The sequence below is a fragment of the Turicimonas sp. TL08 genome (assembly GCF_054660695.1).
The window spans coordinates 30661-50031 of sequence record NZ_BAAGDP010000005.1 but is presented as its reverse complement, the minus strand read 5'-3'; the positions used below and the strand labels follow the sequence as shown (position 1 = coordinate 50031).

General features: G+C 45.3%; 17 protein-coding genes. 13 read left to right on the top strand and 4 right to left on the bottom strand.

What is annotated here, in order from left to right; genetic code table 11:
* Positions 1–44 precede the first annotated feature (44 nt).
* Both ACYQ4O_RS03840 and dcuC read right to left on the bottom strand, forming a co-directional pair.
* Positions 45–1316 (bottom strand): amidohydrolase, encoded by a 1272-nt coding sequence (locus ACYQ4O_RS03840; RefSeq protein ID WP_460174811.1) that lies wholly within the window; start codon positions 1314–1316, stop codon positions 45–47.
* A gap of 12 nt (positions 1317–1328) precedes the next feature.
* Positions 1329–2594 carry a C4-dicarboxylate transporter DcuC gene (gene dcuC, locus ACYQ4O_RS03835; protein ID WP_460174810.1) on the bottom strand — a complete coding sequence of 422 codons (1266 nt, stop codon included), beginning with the start codon at positions 2592–2594 and terminating at the stop codon, positions 1329–1331.
* A 101-nt stretch (positions 2595–2695) separates the two neighbouring features.
* Between dcuC and ACYQ4O_RS03830 the strand changes: the two genes are divergently transcribed.
* The 9 genes from ACYQ4O_RS03830 to ACYQ4O_RS03790 all read left to right on the top strand — a co-directional run bounded on the left by ACYQ4O_RS03830 (position 2696) and on the right by ACYQ4O_RS03790 (position 13395).
* A complete protein-coding gene (locus tag ACYQ4O_RS03830) occupies positions 2696–3613 on the top strand; it encodes a LysR family transcriptional regulator (RefSeq protein ID WP_308513139.1) in 918 nt (305 codons plus the stop codon).
* Positions 3606–4541, top strand: a complete 936-nt coding sequence (locus ACYQ4O_RS03825; protein ID WP_460174809.1) for a LysR family transcriptional regulator — start codon at positions 3606–3608, stop codon at positions 4539–4541. Before ACYQ4O_RS03830 ends, ACYQ4O_RS03825 begins: the two co-directional genes overlap by 8 nt.
* Before the next feature lie 101 nt (positions 4542–4642).
* Entirely contained in the window at positions 4643–5050 is a 408-nt protein-coding gene (locus ACYQ4O_RS03820; RefSeq protein ID WP_308513141.1) for a gamma-butyrobetaine hydroxylase family protein, read from the top strand.
* Between the two features lie 3 nt (positions 5051–5053).
* Positions 5054–5833, top strand: coding sequence for a bifunctional demethylmenaquinone methyltransferase/2-methoxy-6-polyprenyl-1,4-benzoquinol methylase UbiE (ubiE, locus tag ACYQ4O_RS03815; RefSeq protein ID WP_308513142.1), 780 nt, complete (start codon positions 5054–5056; stop codon positions 5831–5833).
* 13 nt (positions 5834–5846) lie between these two features.
* Positions 5847–6791, top strand: a complete 945-nt coding sequence (locus ACYQ4O_RS03810) for a Tim44 domain-containing protein (RefSeq protein ID WP_308513143.1) — start codon at positions 5847–5849, stop codon at positions 6789–6791.
* Between the two features lie 211 nt (positions 6792–7002).
* The gene (locus ACYQ4O_RS03805) at positions 7003–8469 is read left to right on the top strand and encodes a high affinity choline transporter 1 (protein ID WP_308513144.1); all 1467 of its coding nucleotides are present in this window, start codon (positions 7003–7005) and stop codon (positions 8467–8469) included.
* Between the two features lie 12 nt (positions 8470–8481).
* On the top strand, positions 8482–9837 hold the full coding sequence (gene glmU, locus ACYQ4O_RS03800; protein WP_460174808.1) for a bifunctional UDP-N-acetylglucosamine diphosphorylase/glucosamine-1-phosphate N-acetyltransferase GlmU: 1356 nt from the start codon (positions 8482–8484) through the stop codon (positions 9835–9837).
* A 21-nt stretch (positions 9838–9858) separates the two neighbouring features.
* The gene (gene glmS / locus ACYQ4O_RS03795; RefSeq protein ID WP_460174807.1) at positions 9859–11685 is read left to right on the top strand and encodes a glutamine--fructose-6-phosphate transaminase (isomerizing); all 1827 of its coding nucleotides are present in this window, start codon (positions 9859–9861) and stop codon (positions 11683–11685) included.
* Between the two features lie 123 nt (positions 11686–11808).
* A complete protein-coding gene (locus tag ACYQ4O_RS03790; protein WP_460174806.1) occupies positions 11809–13395 on the top strand; it encodes an AAA family ATPase in 1587 nt (528 codons plus the stop codon).
* A 233-nt stretch (positions 13396–13628) separates the two neighbouring features.
* On the opposite strand, the gene ACYQ4O_RS03785 is transcribed toward ACYQ4O_RS03790, so the two are convergent.
* Both ACYQ4O_RS03785 and ACYQ4O_RS03780 read right to left on the bottom strand, forming a co-directional pair.
* Complete coding sequence (locus ACYQ4O_RS03785; protein WP_066594764.1) at positions 13629–14276, bottom strand: MarC family NAAT transporter; 648 nt, start codon at positions 14274–14276, stop codon at positions 13629–13631.
* Between the two features lie 72 nt (positions 14277–14348).
* Positions 14349–14975, bottom strand: coding sequence for a TetR/AcrR family transcriptional regulator (locus tag ACYQ4O_RS03780; protein WP_460174805.1), 627 nt, complete (start codon positions 14973–14975; stop codon positions 14349–14351).
* A 103-nt stretch (positions 14976–15078) separates the two neighbouring features.
* On the opposite strand from ACYQ4O_RS03780, the gene ACYQ4O_RS03775 reads away from it, so the two are divergent.
* The 4 genes from ACYQ4O_RS03775 to ACYQ4O_RS03760 all read left to right on the top strand — a co-directional run bounded on the left by ACYQ4O_RS03775 (position 15079) and on the right by ACYQ4O_RS03760 (position 19334).
* Positions 15079–16053 carry a Bug family tripartite tricarboxylate transporter substrate binding protein gene (locus ACYQ4O_RS03775; RefSeq protein WP_460174804.1) on the top strand — a complete coding sequence of 325 codons (975 nt, stop codon included), beginning with the start codon at positions 15079–15081 and terminating at the stop codon, positions 16051–16053.
* Positions 16054–16345: 292 nt separating this feature from the next.
* Positions 16346–17122 carry a Crp/Fnr family transcriptional regulator gene (locus ACYQ4O_RS03770; RefSeq protein ID WP_460174803.1) on the top strand — a complete coding sequence of 259 codons (777 nt, stop codon included), beginning with the start codon at positions 16346–16348 and terminating at the stop codon, positions 17120–17122.
* A gap of 124 nt (positions 17123–17246) precedes the next feature.
* Positions 17247–17582 carry a cytochrome c3 family protein gene (locus ACYQ4O_RS03765; protein ID WP_460174802.1) on the top strand — a complete coding sequence of 112 codons (336 nt, stop codon included), beginning with the start codon at positions 17247–17249 and terminating at the stop codon, positions 17580–17582.
* A 51-nt stretch (positions 17583–17633) separates the two neighbouring features.
* The gene (locus tag ACYQ4O_RS03760) at positions 17634–19334 is read left to right on the top strand and encodes an FAD-dependent oxidoreductase (RefSeq protein WP_460174801.1); all 1701 of its coding nucleotides are present in this window, start codon (positions 17634–17636) and stop codon (positions 19332–19334) included.
* The last annotated feature ends 37 nt before the right edge of the window (positions 19335–19371 follow it).

Below are 19371 nucleotides of genomic sequence, written 5' to 3'. Positions count from 1 at the left end.
AGGCTGCTCGAATTTGGAAGAGCAGCCTTTTTAAAGAGAAAGGTTTAATTTCGGCCGTTTAGTTTTAAGAGGCAGCCTTTGAAGATATCGAATGCGGTTTCCATACCTTTTTCATCGAAATCAAATTCTCTCTGGTGATGCGCTGCAGTTCTGTCAGCACCGACTACAAAGAACTCCGTTTTTCCCCCTCTAGCGCGCACTCGAGAGGCAAGAAGTGTGAAGTCCTCTGAGCATCCAATCTTCTTCCGTTCAACGACTTTATGACAAGATGGTACTGTTTTGGCAACTTCGGCCACGAGCGAAGCTAACTCCTCATCATTTCTGAGTTCTCCGCCTTCGCCTACTTTTTCAATTTCATATTGAACATCGTAAGCAAGTGCGGTACCTTTGACGATTCTGCATGCTTGATCAACCATGAAATTATTGATTTCATCGCTCTCCCCACGGACCTCCATCTGAATAGTCGCATGGACCGGGATGACGTTTCTGCATTCGCCAGCCTTCATCAGTCCGACGTTAATGCAGCCCAGTCCTTTGCCATGGCGTGCCATTCCTAAAAGTTCACTTACAGTGGTGCATGCGCAGGCAAGAGCATTCCGGCCGAGGTGAGGACTCATTGTTGGATGGGCCGGGGCTCCCTTGAGATGTATGTCGAGCTTGGTTGTCGAGAGCAGACCGATGGGATAAACGCAAACTTCACCTGTCGGACACATCATTGCAAGATGCGCTCCCAATAGATACTGGACGTCATCAAGCAGTCCGCTGGCTGATTGTGCGGCGCCCCCTCTCACACCTTCTTCTGCAGGTTGGAAAATAAGCTTAATTCTGCCGGTTAGCTTGTCTTGGTTTTCTATTATCCAGTGGGCAAGATTTAAGCCAATAGATGTATGACCGTCGTGACCGCATGAGTGCATTTCCCCCGGATGGCAAGAACGGAATTTTTCCTTATTCGGCAAATGTTCTTCCTTGTCGGTCTCTTCAACACCTACACAGTCAATATCAAATCGTAAGGCTGTGACGGGGCCCGGTCTGCCCGTGTCAAATTCTGCTATGCAGCCTGTGTAGCCTTGCATTCTTTCTAAGGTTTCTTCACTTACTCCCGAGTCGCGGGCTCTTTGAATGCTCTTTTCTACGAAAACCAGATCTCTGCCCATCACCTGATCTAAGCCAACTTGTTGGATTCCTGTATGAAGAGTCCAACCCAAAGGATCAAGAGTTTCGATAATTTTTGCTGTTGTTTTGAATTCTCCCCAACCCATTTCCGGAATTTTGTGGAGTTCGCGACGAATTCGAACTAAATTTTCTTGATAGTTCATTGAAGTTCTCCTCTAAACCATAGTTAATGCTACGAAGATGACAGCTATGAGCATTGGAAGCCAAAGCCGTTTCGTTAAATCAATAGGATTAATTGATGCTAACCCACAAATAACGATTGCGACGCCGGAGATAGGGCTCATCGTTCTGCCTAAGGCTCCTGAAAGTGCCGCCATCATTCCAAGCGTGGGGATTTCCATTCCGAATTCTTGTGCGTGCGGTGTTACTGCTTCATTGAAAGCAAACGCAGCTGCGTCTCCGGAGCCTGTAATGACTCCCATTACAAATGGACCGATTGAGCCGCCCCAGCGAGCAATTTCATTGGATTGTTTAAGTACATTGATGAAAGCATCAATAAGACCGCATGTCTTTAGACCTGCTGCAAAAACGCCTGCGGAAATGATGATGCCAAGAACCTGACCATAACCTTTTCCCATTCCTGCGAAGAAATTCTTTGAAAAGGTTTGAGGATTGACTCTAGAAACAATCAGAGTGTAGATGGAGCCGATAACCATGGCTTGGGCAACACCGGTTTTCAGTGATGGGACCCATAAGTTGCCGATCACCAGAATAGCAACCGGAATTAAAGGAGCTAAGGCTTTAAAGAGACTTATTTCATGAATCGAAGTTCCTTCTTCAACCAACTTTTGTTCTTGGGAGCTGTTAGTTCCATAATCTTTCATAATCCAGCACATGACGGTGACGCCGATGACTGCAATTGCGCCGCACACCAGCGTGTAATTCATGTGGACGCCTATGGTCTGCATGACGCTTAAGCCTGAGATCTTCGCAACATAAGCATTGTGAGAGAGGCCCGGTGAGAGCATCGAGCCGAAGGTTCCCGCTAAGATTGCTGCACCCGCGGCCTGAGGAGAAACTTTTGCTCTCAAGAGAAGCGGGATTAGAGTAGGACCAACCGCAGCCGCACACCCTGCAGCAGAAGGAATTGCAATGCAGATGAAGTACGTAAGGGCAGTCGTGGCCGGGACCAGAAGGAAGCCAAATTTTGAAAGAGGTGCAGATAAAAGTTTAACTAAATGGACATCACACTCAGTCATCTGAATGACCATGGCGAAGCCCATCGAGGAGCAGATAGCAAGAATAAGGCCATTATTGGTCATCGACTTTGCAAATGCATCTAGCGCACCCATAGGCTGTAAAGAGATACAGGCCAAGAATAAACCCGCTGTTATTAATACGAGCTTAGTCTCATACCGTTTAATTAACGCCCAAACAGTCACGAGGACGACAGCTATTCCAATCCAAGCAGTGATTGACATAGATTTCTCCTTAAGATTTTATAAATTGAATTTTTAGCTTCTGCGTGGATTTCGGTAAGGCCAAAATATGCTACATTGTTTTTGCTATTACGGAACAGAGTATGAAACGCGTTGATTTCATTGAAATTCTTTATTCATTTTTGTGTTTGGAAAAACATAGAAACTTTCAGTCAGCTGCTGAAGAGCTGAATGTTTCGAAATCGACCTTGTCTCGTAGGATGACGATGTTGGAAAAAGAGCTGGGTGAAGTGCTTTTTATCCGAGACTCTACTCCAATCGGCTTGACTGAACATGGAACAAAGTTTCTAAGGGACGCTCTTCGCATTAAACAGAAATACGAATTACTCAACGAACAGATAGAGAGCTCGTCAGCAAGTCCAAAAGGAACCGTCTATATCTCAGCACCTAGCGCAATTGGGAACGGCCTTTTAATTGGATGGATAAAACAGTTTCAGGACATCTATCCGGAAATTATTATTGATTTAACACTGACGCTTGGCCCCGTAAGAATTCTTGCGCCGGAATGCGATATTCGAATCAACCACGGCTTGTTTCCTTGCGAACGAGTTCTTGCAAGGCCGTTAGGATGCATGCTTCGAACTATGGTAGCTTCCGAAAAATATCTTTCTGAAAAAGGACTGCCAAAAACTCCTTTCGATCTGGAACAACATAATTTGTTAGGCGGAAATGACTTGATCGCAGATTCAAAGCTTGTTCTGCGATCAAAAAACGAGGTAATAACCGTTCCGTATTTTCCAAGGCTCAGATTGAAAGATCATGTGGCAGCTCGCACGGCCGCAATTTGCGGATTAGGAATTTCTGTACATGCATTTCAATACGATACCTGGGAATATATTAGGAGAGGACAACTGTGTGAAGTGCTTCCGGAATGGAAACCAGAGGCAAGTCCGGTTTCTCTCCTGCTTCCCCAAAATAAAACCTTATCCTCGGCTTCCCGGACTCTTGCGGATTTTATAGAGGAGAGATGGAAGTCGCATCCTCATTTGACACATGACTAAGAAAAGAACAGCGATTATCCAGTGGCGTTGCTTTGTAGAGGCCGTAAGCTGCGGAAGTATGCTAAAGGCCTCAGAAATTCTTCAGATGGAGGTTTCGGAAGTTAGTCAGCAGATCAAGGCATTAGAAGTGACCTTAGGAGAGACTCTGCTCGAGAGAAATCAACGAGGAGTCCGCCCGACATGGGCCGGCCAAAAGAGATTAAACGAAGCTAAAGAACTCATTCGTTTGATCGAAGAAGTCTTTCGAAAAAAGACGGCTAAAAGGACAAGTTTGCGAGTTGCAGTGCCGGTTTCCATTGGAAGATTGTTTTTGGATTGGATTGGACAGTTCGAAAAGGAGTTGGGTGAGAGCGCCTCTATTGAAGTTATCCAGTTTGTAGAAAACTCACCTTATGATTTGTGGAGTTTCGATTTGTTCATCTGCAAAGATACGCTGCCCAATGAAAGAATCATTGCGCGGGCATTGGGGGGAGTAGAAAGAGTCATCTGTGCCTCTCCGAGCCTCTTTAAGAACGGACGGCTTCCGAAATTTCCTGAAGAGCTTCTCGAATTTCCTTTGGCCATGAGACAAGGTAAAGAAGAACTGTTGAGTACGAATACTGAAAAAATGCGAATTAAAACAAGTCCTCAATTTTTGGTTAACTCTTCTTCGGCTTTAATTGACACGGCTGTTTTAGGCCATGCCATAGCGGTCGGTGTTCCTCTGTGGGCAATCAAAGAGGAATTAGCTTCCGGAAAACTGCTCAGAATTCTGCCGGAGTGGAATTTGGAGCCAACGGTAGTTTGGGCCGTGTGGAAACCGCAAGAAGGCAAAAATCCAATGACGAAGAAGTTGTATTCGTATTTTCAGGAACGCTGGAGAACGGAACCGGGATTAATTAACGATGGTACAGAAAGCCTCCAATCTGCTCACACAGGTTTTCATTGAGTTACCTATCTAGACAAAGTTACTTTGAATGTGCGTGATATGGGCAATTTTGTTACGCGAATTAATATTAAAATTCGCAAATCAACTATTAAGGAAGCGCTGTGAAGTTACCTACAAATATTGAGTTTCACAATAAATCGAAGATTATGAATATCTCCTACCCTGACGGAGATTACGAACTGACATATGAATTCCTGCGTGTTTTTTCTCCTTCCGCAGATGTTCAGGGACATACTCCGGATCAAGCAAAACTTCAGGTCGGGAAGCGAGACGTGACTATTGTCGACGTTGCTCCGGTTGGAGAATACGCTCTGAAATTAACTTTCTCCGACGGCCACGATTCCGGTATCTACAGCTGGGAATGGTTGGAAGATCTCGGTAAAAACAAAGAAGCTCTCTGGGCAGCTTACCTCGAAGATCTGAAGGAAGCAGGTGCCAGCCGTGACCCTAACGATCCGGCTAACGAACCATTCAAGGAAAAACCAAAATCTAAGTGCTCAGGCCATTAATCGATGAATAAAGAAGTTAACAGCCAAATGCCGGATAAAAAAACAAACGAACACTTGACTGATTTTGGCTATCAGACTATCCCTGAAGAAGAAAAAGAGAGTCACGTAAAAGAAGTTTTCGATGAAGTGGCTCCTAAGTACGACATCATGAATGACGTACTTTCCTTCGGCATGCATAGACTGTGGAAAAAATATACGGTTGACAAGGCTGCCGTTAAGCCCGGCATGAATGTCCTCGACATCGCCGGAGGAACCGGAGATCTCTCAATTGCTATGGCCGATAAAATCGGGGACGGCAAGCTCTGGCTTACCGATATTAATCTCAGTATGTTGAGAATCGGCAAGAAACGCATGAAGCAGCATCATTTCGATGCTTACTACACGACTTGCGATGCAGAGGCTCTTCCGTTTCCGGACGATTATTTTGACGTTATTACCGTCGCTTTCGGCTTGCGCAATATGACCCACAAAGACAGAGCATTAAAAGAAATGCTCAGAGTGTGTAAACCCGGTGGAAAAGTGATGGTTCTAGAGTTCTCTAAACCGGACAAGTGGCTTGCCCCGTTTTACGACTTTTATTCTTTTAAATTAATGCCTTGGATTGCGGCTAAGATCACCGGGAAGGCTGAAAATTATCGTTACCTGGTTGAGTCGATTCGCATGCACCCGGATCAGCACACTCTTGCTACAATCATGCAAGATGTCGGGATGAAAAATGTCTCCTGGACAAATTTAACTTTTGGAATTACAGCTCTCCATATTGGATATAAAGAAAAATCTTAATAAAGGAAATGGAATGAAAAAATTTCTTGCTGCTCTTCTGATTGGCCTCTCTCTGGTCACATTTACGCTGGATGCGTCAGCAGCTCGTCTTGGCGGCGGTGCAAGCTTCGGCCGTTCTATGTCCGTACCTAAAGCCTCTCCGTCTTTCCCAAAGGCAGCTCCTTCCACAGCAAAACGTCCCTCAGCTGCCCCTGCAGCCGGTGCAGCCGCCGCGGCTAAATCAGGCGGTCTCGGACGCAGCCTCTTAATCGGTGCTGCTACAGCTCTCGGCTTTATGGCCCTCGCAAATATGCTTGGCCTCGGTGAAGGCTTTGCCCAGATTCTCATGTTCTTGGCTTTGGCTGCGCTTGCTCTCTTTGCCTTCAGGTTCTTTGCAGCGAAGAAAGCCGCTTCCTCTGCAGGCAATTCGTCGCAGAATTCAACAAATATTTTCCAGCGCCCCTCTCAGCCTGAACCTTATTCAGCTCCAGAGCCAATGCAGAAAGAAGCTTCTAATCCTTTCTCCGGAATGGCTTCAAGACCGGGTTCTGCTATGGACGAGTTCTCTGATTCTCCTTCCACAGGCGCTCAGAGCTCTGACTCTTCTTTTGAAGTTCCTGCAGAATTCGACAAAGAAGCTTTCCTTCAGATGTCTACTTCTTACTTCAAGATGCTCCAAGGTGCTTGGGACAGCGGTGATATGGACAATTTGTCTAATTACTGTACGGACGATATGTTCATCGAATTGACACACAGACGCCGTGAAATTAAGGGCGCCAACGTCACAATGATCCTGTCCTTGACACCGTCCCTGGCCGGTTTCGAAACAACTCCGACAGAGTACGTTGCATCCGTCCTCTTTGAAGGCAAACTCAATGAAAACGGAGAACCGACAGACGTCAAAGAAATTTGGAACCTTGTCAAACCTCGCGAAGGTAAATCCGGTTGGTTGTTAGCCGGCATTGAACAAGCCGAATAAGCTTCAAAAAATAAGTTTTTTTGCAGCCCACATTCAAATTTGGATGTGGGTTTCGTTTTTTTAGCAACAGACTTTCTCGCTTTCCTGAACGTTGGGTAATTATTGGTCTGAATCCGGCGTTTTTAAATTAAAATTAATCAATTAAACCCAAGTTTTTTTCTCCTGTCGATTAAAGCCGGCAGTTTCCGTTTTTTAAGGAAAAACAAAACTAATGAAATTAGCGATTTTTGTTGGTTTGTACTTGTTGTGTACTGTCGGCATCGGTTTGTATGCTGCGACTCGTGTTAAGAGCACAAGTGACTATGCGTTAGCAGGACGCTCCCTTCCCTTGATTATGGTGGTCACCGCTACATTTGCCACCTGGTTTGGAAGCGAATCTGTATTGGGAACTCCCGGTCAGTTTATTAAAAATGGACTGGAGGGAGTCGTTGAAGAGCCTGTCGGATCCAGTATGGCCTTGATTCTGGTCGGCGTCTTCTTTGCGAGAAAGCTCTATAAGATGAGCCTGCTGACGGTGGGCGACTTTTATAGACGCCGGTATGGTGTCTCTGTAGAACTTGTCTGTTCCATCTTTGTCGTGCTCTCCTACCTTGGCTGGGTTGCGGCGCAAGTGGCAGCTTTGGGTCTGGTTATGCACATCCTGACCGAAGGCTATATCAGCGTGAGTGTGGCAATGATTATTGGAACAATCGTGGTGCTCATCTACACGGTTTTCGGCGGTATGTGGTCTGTGGCCCTTACCGATTTCTTCCAGATGATCATTATCGTAATTGGCTTAACTCTGGTGGCGGTTTTCGCTTCCAGCATGGCCGGCGGAGTCGAGAACGTCACAAATTATGCCGTGGATCACGATTTGTTCAGGTTCTTTCCGGAAAATTCCGTAAAGGGCTGGCTCTTCTGGATTTCGGCTGCCATCACAATGATGATTGGCTCTATTCCGCAACAGGACGTGTTCCAGCGAGTTATGTCTGCGAAGACTGAAAGGATTGCGTGTATCGGTCCAATCATCGGCGGATCTTTCTATCTGGTTTTTGCTGCAATTCCAATGTTTATTGTTGTTGCAGCTTCCGTTGCGGTTCCTGATATGGCTGCCGGACTGATGAATACCGATCCTCAAGAGATTCTGCCGACCTTCATTAAAGAACACATGCCGCTGTGGCTGAGGATTCTATTCTTCGGTGCCGTTCTTTCTGCCGTTATGTCCACAGCCTCAGCAACTATGCTCGCTCCGACCACAACTTTCGTGGAAAACGTTTTAAGAAACATTATTCCGTTGAGCGACAAGAGAGAGTTAAAGGCCATGAGAATCTCTTTGATTATCTTCGCCTTGGGTGTTTTGGCATACTCTCTCTCTATGGAAGGAACACCGATTTATGAATTGGCTGCGATGGCTTATCAGTTCCCGGTTATCGGGGCTTTCTGGCCGCTGACTTTAGGTTTGTATTGGAAGCGTTCCACAACCTTCGGCTGCTGGTTCTCTATCTTTGTCGGCACTGTGGTTTGGTCTTACTTAACCTTCACCACGATGGGAGAAGAAATCCCTGCTTTGCTCGGCGGTTTTGTCGCTGCCGGTTTAGCACAGGTTGTTGGTTCCCTTATCCCGATGAAGATGAATAGAGACTGTGTGAAGAACTGGGAAGAGAACAAAGATAAATATCTGTATGACGCTGCTGCGTAAGAAGGAAAATCAATGAATGTAGTTATCTTAGCCGCCGGCAAAGGCAAGAGAATGAATTCTTTTTTGCCTAAGGTTTTGCAAAGACTAGGCAATAAGCCGATGCTGGAATGGGTTTTAGATTCTGCCGAGACTCTTTTACAAGGACAGTCTCCTGTTGTTGTGATTGGTCACGGTGCCGAACAGGTAAAAGAATACTTTGCCGCTCGTCCCGTTAAGTTTGCACTTCAGGCCGAGCAGAAAGGAACCGCTCACGCCGTTGCACAAGCGATTCCAAGCCTGGAAAACAATGAATCCGTATTGGTTCTTTACGGAGACGTTCCGCTCATTTCTCCGGCAACTTTGGAAGAATTTTCTAAACAGGCCGGAGACGAAGTGGGATTACTGACGGTTGAGCTAGATAATCCGACAGGTTACGGCAGAATTCTTAGAGATGAGGCAGGTGAGGTCGTCGGTATCGTTGAAGAAAAAGATGCTTCTGATGAGCAGCGAAAGATCAAAGAAGTCAACACCGGCATCATGATTATCCCGGGAGATAAGATTAAGGGGTGGCTGTCTCAAGTCGGATGTGCCAATAAGCAAAACGAATACTACCTGACGGACTTAATCGGCTTTGCAGCTAAAGAAGGCGTCAAGATTCATACTCTCAAGACGAAAGATCATTGGGAGGTTGAGGGAGTTAATGACAAGACTCAGCTCCAACGTCTCGAAAGAGCTTTGCAGAGGAAACAGGCCGCGAAGTTAATGGCTCAGGGTGTTGGTTTGGCTGATGCTGAACGGATTGATATCAGAGGTTCTTTGACATGCGGAAAAGACGTTTTTATCGATGTCGGCTGTGTGTTTGAAGGTGATGTTGTGCTCGAAGACAATGTCCGGATTGGACCCTACTGTGTCATTCGCTCTACAAAAATCTGTGAGGGTACTGTCGTAGATGCGTTTTCACACTTTGATAAAGCCGTGGTCGGAGAATCTGCGAAGATCGGTCCGTTCGCACGTCTTAGACCAGGTGCAGAGCTATCCGAAGAGGTACATGTAGGCAACTTCGTGGAGATTAAGAAGAGCGTCATCGGTAAAGGAAGCAAGGTTAATCATCTTTCCTATATCGGCGACTGCGATATGGGTTCTAACGTTAATATCGGTGCAGGCACCATTACATGCAATTATGATGGCGTTAATAAATTCCGCACTGTCATTGAAGATGACTGTTTCATCGGCAGCGACACTCAATTAGTAGCACCGGTAACGGTTCATAAACACTCTACTGTAGGCGCCGGAGCCACAGTGACCAGAGATGTGCCGGAAGATTGTTTATTTGTCCGCAGGGCGAAGCCTGTGACAATTCCAGGTTGGCCGAGACCAACCAAAAAATAAAGATTTGGAGAGTTAAAGAATATGTGCGGTATTGTCGCAGCAAGCAGTAATAGAGATGTCGTTCCAATCCTCACGGAGGGATTGAGACGTTTAGAGTATCGCGGCTATGACTCCTGCGGTATTGCTATTGTTGACGAGGGTAAGCTTAAAAGAACTCGTACAGTAAAAAGAGTTAATGCGCTAATCGAACAAACTAAGATTGAAAATCTTAGCGGTCTTACCGGTATTGCTCATACTCGATGGGCAACTCATGGCGCGCCGGAAATCTGCAATACCCATCCTCATTTTTCTCACAATATGATGGCTGTAGTTCATAACGGCATCATCGAGAACTATGAAGAAATCAGAGAAGAACTGATCGAAAAAGGCTATGAATTCTTAAGTCAGACCGATACTGAAGTTATCGTTCACTTAGTGCATAGCCTCTACGAGGGAGACTTGCTTAAAGCCGTTGAAAAGGCAGTACAGCGTCTTAGAGGTGCTTATGCCATCGCCCTGACTTGCATTAACGAGCCCAACCGCGTGGTTGCTACGAAGAAAGCCGCTCCGTTAGTGGCCGCTCTGGGAGAAGGCGAAAACTTTGTTGCCTCTGACCCAATCGCATTGGCAGGCGTGACAGACAAGTTTATTTATCTTGAAGACGGTGATGTAGTTGACGTTACTCGGGAAAAAGTCGCCATTTGGCATAAAGAGGGAGAGGAATACAAAACCATCGAACGTCCGGTTTCCATCATCCATGAGTTTTCTTCTGAAATTTCTCTCGGCAACTACAACCACTACATGCAGAAAGAAATTTTTGAACAGCCGAGAGCCATTGCCGATACTTTAGAGGGTGTACAAGGTATTACCGGAGCTATTTTCGGCTTTGAAGCTCCGGAGATGTTCAAGAGACTCAAGAGAGTTTTGATTATTGCCTGCGGCACCAGCTATTACGCCGGCCTGATCGGAAAGTATTGGATTGAATCTATCGCAAAGGTTCCGGTTGACGTTGAAATCGCCAGCGAATACCGCTACAGAGAATCCGTTCCCGATCCCGACACACTCGTGCTGACTATTTCTCAGTCCGGAGAGACGGCAGATACGCTTGCTGCTTTGAGACATGCTCAAGATCTCGGCATGGATATGACCATGACCATCTGCAATGTAGCCACGAGTGCAATGGTCAAGGAAACGAAGGCTCACTACATTACCAGAGCCGGCGTTGAAATCGGCGTCGCTTCCACAAAGGCTTTCACTACCCAGCTGGCAGCTCTTTATTTGCTCGCTCTTGCCATTTGCAAGGAAAAAGGCAGGCTTACTCCGGAAAGAGAAGAACAAGCCATTAGAGAGCTGCGTCATTTGCCGAAGAGTATGGATGTTGTTCTTAAACAAGAACCGGAAATTAAGAAATGGGCTGAGCTTTTTGCCGACAAGAACAATGCATTGTTCCTCGGCCGTGGTGCTCATTACCCAATCGCCTTGGAAGGTGCTCTCAAGCTCAAAGAAATCAGCTACATCCACGCTGAAGGATATCCTGCAGGTGAATTAAAGCACGGACCTTTAGCTTTAGTAGACGGTAATATGCCCGTCGTTACCGTGGCACCGAACGACGAATTGATTGAGAAGCTTAAGAGCAACATGCAGGAAGTCAGAGCCAGAAAGGGCGTGCTTTTTGTGTTCTCTGATGCTGACTCCAATATCGAGCCATCCGACGGAATCCATGTGATAAAGTTGCCGGAGAACTACGGTGACTTATCTCCGATTCTTCATGTCCTTCCTTTGCAGCTTCTTGCTTACCACACTGCCTTAGTAAGAGGAACCGACGTCGATAAGCCAAGGAACCTTGCTAAGAGCGTTACTGTGGAATAGCTCTGGGATCCGTATAGGGACGCTTCGGCGGCTCTGTACGGAGTAATAAAAGTTGGTGTTTCAACTATCATTAGACGAGGTAGGATATTGGTTAATTAGGAAATATATAAAGAGGGATTGCAAATGTCATCTGAAGCGAGAAACTTACCACTAGGCAATTCGTCTTTTGAGAGGCTGCGTCAGTCAAAGCAGATCTACGTAGACAAAACTCAAATGATTTTTGAGTTGGCCACTACTAGTGGAAAATATTTTTTGGCAAGACCTAGACGTTTCGGTAAGTCTTTACTTGTTTCTACATTCGAATCCCTCTTTAAGCATGGGGTAAGGGATTTTGAAGGATTAGAGATTCAGCAACTGTGGAATGAGGACGTTAGTTCCTATAAGGTTGTAAGGCTGGATTTTTCACGGTTGAAGGTTTCTGTTCCAAATTCAGACTTTTGTTCTGATTTCGATAATTTTTTGGAAGCAGAGTTCGGGAAAATTGGCTTCTGTAGAAAGAATAAGAATCTCCAGTTTCTCAATGAGTTGTCTAATTTTCTTTCGGAGCTGCCTGTTTCCTCTTTAGTTCTACTAATCGACGAATACGACGCTCCTTTGACTTCCTGTTTGGAAGATAAAGAATTGTTCGAATCAGTTAGAACAAAGATCAGTGGCTTTTATTCTATTCTTAAGTCCAATGATAGTTCTACGAGGTTTCTATTCATAACTGGAGTAACGAAATTCACTAAAACTACTATTTTCTCCGAGTTAAACAACCTGTATGACATCTCTTTGGATCCCACTTACGGAACACTTTTGGGCTATACCCATAAAGAAGTGGAGAAATATTTTCCTGATTTTATTCTCAAAGCTTGTACATCTTTAGAAATGGAAAAAGGAGAGTTGTTGGATGAACTTACCAAAAATTACGATGGATTCTGCTTTGATGAACAAGCCTCGTCCCACGTCTTTGCTCCATGGTCAATTTTAAAATTTTTCTTAAATCCTGAACGTGGATTCAAGGATTATTGGTTTGAAAGCGGAGGCCAACCTTCGGCACTTGTACGATATTTTAAGTCGCATTCTTTGCGCAGTCCTGAGGAATATGGGAATGATAAAAGCCTCCTTCTGTCCACTCTTTCTGGCTCCTCAGATTTTGACTCCATCTCGGACTTGGCTCTTTTGACTCAAGCTGGATATCTGACTATCAAAGCCGTCAAGTATAACGATATAGTGCACCTTGGATATCCCAACTCGGAAGTGCGGACGGCTATGGCTAAGCTATACATGGAAATGCTTTTGAAAGGACGTTTGGCTGGTCAGGTTGGAGCCGGAGGAATCGCTCAAGTATTAGCAGAAGATTCTCCGGAGGCTCTGTTTCATATTCTTAATAGGCTGTTTGCATCTATTGACTATCAGAATTATCCAGTCAAAGATGAAGCTAGTTTAAGAGGTTTTGTTCAGGTCTATTTTGCTGGTGCTGGGCTTAAACCATGGGTTGAGCATCACAGCGCAATGGGTAGAAGCGACTTAGAGGTGAACGTAAATAATAGACACTGGATACTTGAATTTAAAGTGGTTTCTGAAAGGAGTGATGAGGAAAGCAAACTAAAGGAAGCCATTGAGCAATTAGAAAAATACGGTAACGATAGTTCTTCAAAAGACATATTAAAGGTTGCTTTAATTTTCTCTAAAGATAAAAAGTCGTTTATCAAGTGGAAGGCTGTTTGAAGACATTTAAATAAACATTCAGTCAGATAAAGGGCTCTTCCATTGTGGTGTGTCACTCGAAGAGTATGGGAGAACGCAGATTCTTGATGACAACAAGAATGGTGGAAGGGTTCCTCTCACTTTCTTATGTCCTTCTCCGTGCGATTTGCTCAAAGAAAGAAAAGGCGGATAAGCAAAAACGAGGAGCCAAGATTTTGTCTTGAATCCTCGTTTAAAAAGTTGTTTAGGTTTTTCTAAGAACCAGCCATGAACGTTCTGACGCCGGAACCCATAAATTGAACGCCAATACAAATCAGCAAGAAACCCATTAACTTAGTGAGTACCTGGGTGCCTGAGGGTCCAAGTTTGCTTGAAATATACTCTGAACACCGAAGAACAATCCAAGTAATAAAAGCACAGGCCAGAATAGAGACGCCGGTCATAAAGAAAGCTCCGGCCATATCAATCCAGTTAGGCAATTCCGCAATCTCGGAAGCGATACCGATGACAACGGCGATAGTACCCGGTCCGCTTATTCCCGGCATAGCTAAAGGGAAGAAGGAGTAGTCCGTTTTGTCTCTTCTAACTACCGGAGCACCTTGTTGGTCTCGGCTTCCAAACAGCATCTGATAGCCAATCAGGCCTACTACAAAACCGCCGGAGATACGCAGCGCGCCGTAGGAGATGCCAAAAAATACCAGGAGAAGGTTGCCGGCCGCAAGACTGACGAGCATGATTGCTGCCGCGTAATAACATGCCCAGTTTGCTTGCTTCTTGCGCTCAGCAATGGACATGCCTTGGGTCAAACTGATATAGAGAGGGATCTTAGATAGAGGATTTGTAATAACAATCAGTGAGACAAATCCTCCAAACAAATATTGAAGGTATAGAGATTCAACCATGGCTATGGTGTCGCGGGTAGAAACTGATTCTAACTAAGGACCTGAAGTTACGATTCACTGACTATAAAGCAATTAATCCGGTTTTGCACTAATTCTTTTTCTGATATGAGTCTTGATAATTTCAGCACTTTCGGCAACGTCCCGAGCAATCATGGCATCATCGGGCTCAAAGCCCGGAAGGCAGAGAGCTTTTAAATATATGTTGTTCTTCAGCATTTCAATATAAATTCGAGCAATGCCTTTAAGTTCTTCAAAATCAAGAGCAATATGGTTCTCCAGTACCTTGGCAAAACAGCTGTAACTGAGAAGGGCCCCTTGCTCGTAATACCATTTGCCGATATCCGGAAATCTAGCGCTCTCCGAATAAATCAGTCTGGCTGCGCCTATCGCTCTTCTCGAGAGAATTCCCTTAAGAAATATATTTCCAAAAACAACAAGTTCTTCTTCCCAGGTTCTCTTCTCATCGTACTGGTCAGCGTATTCCGAGTAGAGCTCTTCAACCATAGATTCAAGAGCAGCTAAAAAGAGTCCTTGCTTGGAGCCGTAAGTTTTATAGATCGTTGTTCTGGAACCACCTGATATTTTCAGAATTTTATCGAGAGATGTTCCCTCATATCCATTGGCAATGAAGACATCAATCGCTGATTCCAAGATGGCTTTTTGGCGTTGTTTCCCTTTTTTTGTCGGTAATGCTGGCATGAGTTTGTTAAAAATTGATCTCAAAGAATGAACAGTACTTCAAAAATTATAAAATATTCTGTACTGTACGATACAGTATTAAAAATTGTTGAGGAAAAAATCAATGAAAAGAAGAGCTCTGTTAGGAACAATAACGGCGGGACTTGTTGCTCCTATGCTTTGTGGGAAAGCATTTGCACAGTCGTCAAACGGTATTAAGTTGGTGATCCCATTTCCTGCCGGAGGTGGCGGAGATGTTTTAGGCAGAAGCCCGTTAGACGTATTGTCCAGAAATCTCGGAAAGGATATTTGGGTCCTCAACAGACCGGGTGCCGGTGGAAATATTGGTACTTCTTACCTTATTGATGAGCCCCAGAAAGACGCCAGCTTCGGTTATGTCACCAATGGCATTATGTGCGTCAACCGTTATCTTTATAACAATATGAAGTTTGATCCGCTTACCGATCTGGAACCGGTAGGCCAGATTTCTAAGGTTGGCCTTGTGATGGTGCTTAATACCAAAGCTATTCCCGGCGTCGAGGATTACGAATCCTTGGTTAAATACAGCAAATCTCATCCGGGAGATGTGTTCTTTGCCTCATCCGGTGTGGGCACTACCAGCCATCTGGCGGGGCAGTTCTTTGCTATGCAGACTGGTTTGAACCTGACTCATGTGCCTCACGCCGGCGGTGCAGCTGCTATGGTAGAAGTGTTAGCCGGAAGAATTCCATTCATGATCGATGTGGCTGCTAATGCGTTGCCTCATGTTAAGAAGGGCTCTTTAAAGGCAATCGCCGTCACAACCGGAGAAAGATTAGAGAGCTTGCCAAATATTCCGACTATGAAAGAAATCGGCCTTAAAGATTACGAACTTTGTGCCTGGGATGGCTATGTAGTTCCAAAGGGTGCTCCAAAAGAACTCAAGGATGAGCTTTCTAAGGCTCTGGTAAAGTGCAGAAGCGACCAAAAAGTCATTGAAAGAATCAAGATGCTTGGTGCACAACCGGTTCTGTCTGATGGTGCTGAATTTGCCGAATTCATTAAGAGCGAAGCTCCGAAATGGAAAACCTTGGCCGAGTCGATTTCCCAGGCTAAGTAATTTTCCGATTTAAATTTTGGAAATGATGAGTTGATCTTCATTTCTTGATTGCCATAAAAAGGTTTCTCACGATATGTTCGAGAAACCTTTTCTCGTATTTACAACTCCTTCATCAGGTTGGTCTCTCTATTCCGGAAGAATAGGATTTTGAACTTCGACCATGTTAATGGATAGGCCTTATATTCACCTTCCTCCAGTCAAGCTATTATTTGTCTAAATAACACCCCGTACTTTAAACGTACTTTATTCACAGAAACTTTGTCTGCCTATCAAGCTCAGGGAGGAGCCTTCGGTGTCTCAAGCATTTAATGTTTTTCCATGGATACATCCGCGTGCTCCTGAAGAGTTGATTACGTTTTTTAATAAACGCGGACGGTGGCTGAGGCTAAGAGCTGGGCAATCCATTTTTAACGGCGGTGATTACGGTGAAGTAGCGTTAATTTTGTCTGGTTTAGGAGCCTACTCATATTCGGATATCTCAGGCGAACCGAGAATTTTTGGTCTGAACTTTTCCGGATGTTTAATGGGAAATATTGACGGAATGACAAGACAAGTGGTCAACGTCATTGATTCCGCAGTTAGAGATACTGAGGTTCGGTATGTGAGCAGTTCAGCGTTTTGTGAGTATCTGGAAGCTCATCCGAAAATTGCAACTAAGCATACTTTGACCATTGTTCATGATCATGAATCAGACCTAGAAGGAGCTTTTGCAAATTACACGCTATCTTTGCCTGAGCGACTTCAAGTTCTTTGCCGGAGCTTATATGAGGCCGGAGCACAAAGAAAAGAGTTTAATCACGACGCCATCACGGAAGACGACAGGATTTATGCGCCGCTCCCTTATCGATTTACCACAGTTGAGTTTTCTCGGATTGTTGCGGCTCGGCGCCCCTCGGTTTCTTCCATTCTTAATGAATGGAAGAGGAACGGGATTATCTTGGTTCGAGAAGGTCGAATGTACGTAGAAAAAGTTTTTTTAAATTCAATTTATTCGTGGCATGAGAATGGGTCGAATCCGGGCGTACATATCCGAAAATCAAGAAAGAAAGTTAATTCGTCATCTTCCTGACGGATTAGAAATACCGTTTTTGAGGTGCGGATTAAAGTGTCAGCTACCTGACAGTTGAGGTAAGTAACACAGCGGATAATTTAATTAAATAAAAATGATTCACCACCCAACCTAAGGGGCGACAATGAAAAGAATCCTTCTCATCCTCTCGTTGATATTCGCATTTAATCCTGCATTTGCTGCAGTGGCAGATCAGCATAGTGCAAAAGGAATGGAATGCGCTTCGTGTCACGGTCCTGAGAAACCTTCCTCAGCAAACATCAGTGAAGAAATCTGCATTAAATGTCATGGCGAAACACCGAATGGAAAGCCATTCAAATTTGAGGGCCATGAAGTTAAAAACATTCATGCCGGCCACTTCGATGCCTATGAATGCATGAAGTGCCACAAAGGACATCAGCCAAGCGTACTCGCCTGCAGCGAATGTCATAAAGGAGGAGCCGACATCAAGGTTCCATAAACGTTCCGAATTTCTACTAAGCATTGAAATACATTATTCAAGGAGAAAAAAATGAGCGAAAAATTAAATATTTCCCGTCGTGCATTTATGAAGACATCAGCAGCGATGGCAACCGCAGCAGTTTCTTCAACAATTGCTCATGCCGGCGATATTCCTGCCAAATGGCAAGAACCCAAATGCACCGGTTGGAGCTGGGAAAAACCTGCACCGGAAATTGCTTCTGCCCAAATCAAAAAGATAATGAACGTTGACGTCGCTGTTATCGGTGCTGGCTTGGCAGGTTTTGCCGCCGCATTGAGCGCAGCACAGGAAGGCGCTAAGACCGCTGTTATTGAGAAGACACGCAGCTGGTCTGCACGCGGCGGCCATATCACAGGCTTCGGTACACGTTTGCAGAATGAATTGGGCGTTAAGATTGATGCACCTGAAATCGTACGACGTTTGATTTCTTGGGGTCAGGGCCGCATGGACGAACGTCTTCTCTGGATGTTTGCACGCAAGTGCGGAGCCTGCGTTGACTGGGCCGAAGAATTGGCTAACAAGAACGGCGCTAAGATGACTCTTTGGGAAGGTTATTACAAAGGACCGACTTACACAGAATTCCCTGTTACTCATTTCTTTTACAACAAAGACGTCAGCCTTGACTATACCTATGGCAACTCTACCGGTATCGGCAACGTCGTAATCATGCCTATCTTCGAAAAAGAACTTAAGGCCTTGGGCGTTGATATCCTTTATCGCACACCTGCAGTTAAACTGATTCGCGGTGCAGACGGCCGAGTCACCGGCCTTATTTGCGGCAAGCCGGGCAACTATACACAGATCAATGCTTCTAAGGGTGTTATTCTGGCAACAGGCTGCTATGCCTCCAATGAAGAGATGCGCAAACGTTGGTCTCCGTATTCTCTCCGCGTAGACGCACAGATTTACTTCCCGACTAAATCCAATACCGGTGACGGCCATATCATGGCAATGCAGGTCGGCGGCGCAATGCAAAGAAATGACGACCATGCAGCAACAGTCCACTTGGAAGCAGGCGCGGCCAGCTACGGTTTCTTGCACGTTAACCAAAACGGCGAACGCTTCAAGAACGAAGACGTTAATACACAGTCCAAGTCCTGCTCTAAGGAACTGCAGCCTCACGGCGTTGCCTGGACTGTCTACGATGCTGATTGGCTTGACCAAGTGAAGTCTCAGGTTGACGGCAATATGGCCGGCGGCTTGTTCTATGGTCAAATGTGGCAGCCTTGGGGCGCCGGTTGGAACAAAGACGTTGAAAAAGCAACTCAAGACCAGCACATCAAAGACGGCAAGGTTGTCGTGGCCAATTCTCTCGACGAACTAGCTCAGAAGATGGGAATTCCGGCTGAAGGTTTGAAGAAGACAGTTGCCCGTTACAACGAATTGTGCGAAAAAGGCGTTGACGAAGACTTCGGAAAGCGCAAAGTCTTGATGACCCCAATCCTCAAGGCACCGTTCTATGCCGGCAAACTTTCCAGCTCTTTATTGGCAATGAGCGGCGGTCTCCATACTGATCTGTCACTGTTGGTCTTGGATGCTAACGACAAACCAATTGAAGGCTTGTATGTTTGCGGTGCAGCAGCCGGCGATTACTTTGGTTCCGGCGACTATCCGACAATCTGCCCGGGCATGAATCACGGTCGTTGCCTTACATTCGGCCGCTTAGCTGGCATTATGGCTGCCGGAGGCGATATTGATAAGTCGGTCAAATCTATGCAGTTTGAAGTTTAATTAATCTTGGTTAGTGTCTCACAGGTGAGGCTCTTAA

Excerpts from the sequence above, each read along its gene's own strand:
- ACYQ4O_RS03840 (WP_460174811.1), bottom strand. The coding sequence starts at position 1,316 with ATGAACTATCAAGAAAATTTAGTTCGAATTCGTCGCGAACTCCACAAA.
- dcuC (WP_460174810.1), bottom strand. The coding sequence starts at position 2,594 with ATGTCAATCACTGCTTGGATTGGAATAGCTGTCGTCCTCGTGACTGTT.
- ACYQ4O_RS03830 (WP_308513139.1), top strand. The coding sequence starts at position 2,696 with ATGAAACGCGTTGATTTCATTGAAATTCTTTATTCATTTTTGTGTTTG.
- ACYQ4O_RS03825 (WP_460174809.1), top strand. The coding sequence starts at position 3,606 with ATGACTAAGAAAAGAACAGCGATTATCCAGTGGCGTTGCTTTGTAGAG.
- ubiE (WP_308513142.1), top strand. The coding sequence starts at position 5,054 with ATGAATAAAGAAGTTAACAGCCAAATGCCGGATAAAAAAACAAACGAA.
- ACYQ4O_RS03810 (WP_308513143.1), top strand. The coding sequence starts at position 5,847 with ATGAAAAAATTTCTTGCTGCTCTTCTGATTGGCCTCTCTCTGGTCACA.
- ACYQ4O_RS03805 (WP_308513144.1), top strand. The coding sequence starts at position 7,003 with ATGAAATTAGCGATTTTTGTTGGTTTGTACTTGTTGTGTACTGTCGGC.
- glmU (WP_460174808.1), top strand. The coding sequence starts at position 8,482 with ATGAATGTAGTTATCTTAGCCGCCGGCAAAGGCAAGAGAATGAATTCT.
- glmS (WP_460174807.1), top strand. The coding sequence starts at position 9,859 with ATGTGCGGTATTGTCGCAGCAAGCAGTAATAGAGATGTCGTTCCAATC.
- ACYQ4O_RS03790 (WP_460174806.1), top strand. The coding sequence starts at position 11,809 with ATGTCATCTGAAGCGAGAAACTTACCACTAGGCAATTCGTCTTTTGAG.
- ACYQ4O_RS03785 (WP_066594764.1), bottom strand. The coding sequence starts at position 14,276 with ATGGTTGAATCTCTATACCTTCAATATTTGTTTGGAGGATTTGTCTCA.
- ACYQ4O_RS03780 (WP_460174805.1), bottom strand. The coding sequence starts at position 14,975 with ATGCCAGCATTACCGACAAAAAAAGGGAAACAACGCCAAAAAGCCATC.
- ACYQ4O_RS03775 (WP_460174804.1), top strand. The coding sequence starts at position 15,079 with ATGAAAAGAAGAGCTCTGTTAGGAACAATAACGGCGGGACTTGTTGCT.
- ACYQ4O_RS03765 (WP_460174802.1), top strand. The coding sequence starts at position 17,247 with ATGAAAAGAATCCTTCTCATCCTCTCGTTGATATTCGCATTTAATCCT.
- ACYQ4O_RS03760 (WP_460174801.1), top strand. The coding sequence starts at position 17,634 with ATGAGCGAAAAATTAAATATTTCCCGTCGTGCATTTATGAAGACATCA.